The sequence below is a fragment of the Dolichospermum sp. LEGE 00246 genome, assembly GCF_015207865.1.
Lineage (GTDB): Bacteria > Cyanobacteriota > Cyanobacteriia > Cyanobacteriales > Nostocaceae > Dolichospermum > Dolichospermum heterosporum.
The window spans coordinates 1-3,871 of record NZ_JADEWA010000496.1; the positions used below are offsets into that span (position 1 = coordinate 1).

4 protein-coding genes are annotated in these 3,871 nt (G+C 35.5%); all 4 read left to right on the forward strand.

Annotation, left to right across the window (positions count from 1 at the left end):
- Positions 1 to 597: 597 nt before the first annotated feature.
- The 4 genes from IQ228_RS22825 to IQ228_RS22840 all read left to right on the forward strand — a co-directional run bounded on the left by IQ228_RS22825 (position 598) and on the right by IQ228_RS22840 (position 3,760).
- The gene (locus IQ228_RS22825) at positions 598 to 2,010 is read left to right on the forward strand and encodes a protein kinase (RefSeq protein ID WP_228044028.1); all 1,413 of its coding nucleotides are present in this window, start codon (positions 598 to 600) and stop codon (positions 2,008 to 2,010) included.
- The gene (locus IQ228_RS22830) at positions 1,977 to 2,549 is read left to right on the forward strand and encodes a hypothetical protein (protein ID WP_193964544.1); all 573 of its coding nucleotides are present in this window, start codon (positions 1,977 to 1,979) and stop codon (positions 2,547 to 2,549) included. The genes IQ228_RS22825 and IQ228_RS22830 overlap by 34 nt, the downstream gene beginning before the upstream one ends.
- A 114-nt stretch (positions 2,550 to 2,663) precedes the next feature.
- Positions 2,664 to 2,834 (forward strand): hypothetical protein, encoded by a 171-nt coding sequence (locus IQ228_RS26880; RefSeq protein ID WP_228044029.1) that lies wholly within the window; start codon positions 2,664 to 2,666, stop codon positions 2,832 to 2,834.
- 374 nt (positions 2,835 to 3,208) lie between these two features.
- The gene (locus tag IQ228_RS22840; RefSeq protein WP_193964545.1) at positions 3,209 to 3,760 is read left to right on the forward strand and encodes a hypothetical protein; all 552 of its coding nucleotides are present in this window, start codon (positions 3,209 to 3,211) and stop codon (positions 3,758 to 3,760) included.
- Positions 3,761 to 3,871 lie beyond the last annotated feature (111 nt).

Here is a 3,871-nt window from a genome sequence, read left to right on the forward strand (position 1 = left end):
ACCCTAACCCTCCCCGATGCTTTGGGGAGGGAACTAATTTTTCCTTAATCCCCCCTTTATAAGGGGGGTAATTTAACTTGTGTGTACACGATAGCCTTTATAAGTGGAGGGTTAGGGAGGGGTAAAATATTCGATACAGCAATCATGACTTTTCAAACACCTTCTAAGTAGGTTGGCGTTGAAAATTGTCGTTATGGCAAGGCAAAAGGCAAGAGGCAAGAGGCAAGAGTGAAGAGGGTTTGGGCAATTTTACGTTTCTTTACACAGTTTGGTTTTATTGTGTTCACCTACTTAAGAGGAGAGGAATAACATTTAATATTGGAGAGGCTTAAAAACCTGATTTTAAGATTCTAATAAGAGGTTAAAATGCCCCTTTTCGTGTCGCGGAGGGGTTGGGGTGAGGTTCATCGAACTCACGTTAAATAAAATCTAGCTTAGATATAATTAGGAGTAAATAGTATAACCAGTTGCCAAAGAGACGTAGTATGGGTTACTATACTAACACCTTATTGAAACATATTATTACTGCCTTACATTCTTAAATCCTGGATTGGGTATGAATAACAGTCATTTATTGATAGGGCGGATTTTTGCGTAATGTCCTATTGTATCAATCCTCACTGTCCCAAACCCATTGACCTAGCAAATGCAAATAATCCCATTTGTCGTAACTGTGGGTCACAACTACTGCTGCAAAATCGTTATCGGGTACTTAAACAACTAGGACAAGGTGGTTTTGGCAACACCTTTGAAATTGACGACGGTGGAAAAACCAAAGTTTTAAAAGTGCTGACTGAAAATAACCCTAAAGCGGTGGAATTATTTCAACAAGAAGCCAAGGTTTTGAGTCAGTTAAAAAGTGTGGGTATTCCCAAAGTCAAAGCAGATGGTTATTTTACGGTTTTACCTAAAAATAGTTCTGTACCATTGCATTGTTTAGTAATGGAGAAAATTGCAGGGGTCAATTTAGAGCAATGGATGGAATTTCGTAATTATCAACCTAGTGCTGAAACTCAAGCTCTTAATTGGTTAAAACAAATAGTAGAAATTCTGGCGTTAGTACACGCTCAACAATATTTTCATCGTGATATTAAACCTCAGAATATCATGCTGCGACCTAGTGGGCAACTTGTCTTGATTGATTTTGGTGCAGTGCGACAAATCACCACCACAATTTTAGCCGGAAATTCCCATACGAGAATTATTTCTCAAGGTTATTCACCTCCAGAACAACAAAACGGTTATTCTGTACAACAGTCAGACTTTTTTGCTTTGGGACGGACTTTTATATTTTTGCTGACTGGTAAAGAACCCCAGGATAAAGCTATTTATGATCCTCTGACTAATGAGTTACATTGGCGAAAATATGCAGTTAATATTTCTCCTCTTTTAGCAGATTTAATTGATAATTTAATTGCTCCTACAGCAAATCAGCGTCCTGAAAATACGAGAGTTATTTTACAGAGATTGCAGAAAATTGAAAAGGCTTTAAATCAACCGCACATTTTCGGAAATACCACCAACATTCAATCAAAAAATAGTTCTTTACCAACGGTTTCCGTTAGTCCAGGTAAACCAGTACAACCTGCGGCTAAACCAAGTCAGAAAAATCGCAAAACGTGGAAATGGTTGATTGGTGTAAGCGTGGGATATTTTGCGATTGCTGCATTGAATCAACCTAATAATAAAAACATAGTTGGAACTGAAGAAAAAATACCTGTTGTTAGTCCTAGTATTTCTAATTCATCACCAGTTATCCCCTTTTCCGAATCTACACCAAAGGCTAAAACGCAAATTCAGCCAAGTCCTGTAAATGTAATTTCATCTGAAGAGTTGCAAGCTGAAAAAGCGAAGAGGGAAGAAATAGAAAAACGTGAAGCTGCTTTAAAAGCTGAAGGAGAGAGAAAAGAAGCTATAGAGAAACAAAGGAAATTAGAATCAGCCGCTAAAGCCGAACAAGAAAGACTAGAGTGCTATTGGATGTTGATCAGTGGGATAAAAATGATTTAGAAAAATGTATCTACTGCCGATATTATAGCTCCTTAATTTTGGATAAATTTCCTGAACTCGCTTCAACAGGAGACATATTACCTGGATATCCTGGTTATGTAGCTGTTGGACAACTAGCAAGCATCTTTACTTCTCCTGGTTACACCGGGATGCAGTTGTTAGAATGTATTATTGCTAACGATACCTCTAGTGATGTATGCTCCAATAGCAGGAGGATATCTGGAGGCACAAAATATAGGTCTAATGGTTTAATATCATCCTACTTACCTTATGTTTGCCCTTCTTGTGTTGTAGCTCATGACGAAGTATCAGGTTCACAAGAGGCAATTTTAAAAGCTTTTATCGAATGGTTTCTTAAACTTGATAAACCACAAAGGAGAGAAGTAATTTCTATTTTAGGGGATGAAGATGAAGCTATTAAATTGAGGTACTCACTAGTTAATGAATCTACAAAAGCAGTAGAAGAATATAGAAAAATACGCGCAACGACTGAGCAGCAAGAACAGGAGCAACGGAGAAGAGAATTACTTGGTAATTAGGTTTTTGTAATTTGGTAGGTTGGGTTGACACAAGAAAACGCAATAATAACCAATAACAGCGTAACCTAGAATTAATGATAATAGGTTACAACATACGAAATTTCAGATAGAATTATGACCACAAATGCAGAATATAAAGCAAGAATTACCAGCTATAACTGGGATGATTTAATCAAATTATGGTCGGAAATTGAATCAGGTAATACACCAAGTTGGGATGCCGGTAAAGCGTTAGAATATCTCGTTTTACGAGCATTTCAACTCAACAACGCCGAAGTAACCTAGCCTTATAGCGTGTATTTAGATGGAGAAGAAATAGAACAAATTGACGGAGTAGTTTATGCAGATGGCTTATCTTGTATAATAGAATGTAAAGACACAGCAAAATCTGTTTAAATTGAACCTATAGCCAAGTTAAGAAATCAACTATTACGCAGACCAGCAGCAACTATTGGGAGTATATTTAGTCGTAGTGGATTTACAGAAGCATCGGAAACCTTAGCTGGATTTGTTGCACCTCAAACTATTCTATTGTGGGGAGGAGAAGAAATTAAATATTCTTTAGAAAATGAGTGTATACGTAGAGCATTAATCAAAAAATATCGTATTTGTGTTGAACAAGGACTAGCTAATTACAACATTAAAACTGAGGTTCTATCATGACTTTATCTTATATAGTATTAGAAGGTAATAAAAACCAAGAAATCCTAGAAAAATTACTGCCTAAAAATTTAATTCAAGATGTGAAAATAGTAGTAGGTGAAAGTCAGTATGAAGTAAGATCATTAGCAAGTTCCCTCATTGCTACTAGACATATTCCTGTAATATTAATTTTAGATGCTAATACAGATAACGAATCTCAAGTATTTGAAAAAAGGGATTTAGTTAATTATTTATTACGTCGTGCTGCGGCTAAAACCCCTTTTCAAGTATCTTTAGCTATTCCCGAAATAGAAATTATATTTCTCCAAAATAAACTATTAATTGAAAAAATCGCCCAACGTGAATTTAATGATTTAGAATGGCAACTAGCGCAAAGTAAACCTAAAGAATTTTTAGAGACAGTTTTAGGTAAAGAACAATCAATTAGTGAGAAAATATTTAGCAATATCAATGATGAAGAAATTAAGATATTACAACAACATTCATTAATACAAGAAATAATAGAATTTTTATCATCACTTATTCCGTCTTTTGTGGCAATTAACTAACTATATATTTGTAGCGACTGTCTTGATTGTCAAGCGATCGTTAAGGAAAAATTTAAAGTCTAGGAAAAAAGTCAGAAAATAGAGGAGAAAAACAGAACAGAACAAAACCTA

Bases quoted from the DNA above. Each gene is read 5' to 3' on its own strand.
- IQ228_RS22825 (WP_228044028.1), top strand. From the start codon at position 598: ATGTCCTATTGTATCAATCCTCACTGTCCCAAACCCATTGACCTAGCA.
- IQ228_RS22840 (WP_193964545.1), top strand. From the start codon at position 3,209: ATGACTTTATCTTATATAGTATTAGAAGGTAATAAAAACCAAGAAATC.
- IQ228_RS26880 (WP_228044029.1), top strand. From the start codon at position 2,664: ATGACCACAAATGCAGAATATAAAGCAAGAATTACCAGCTATAACTGG.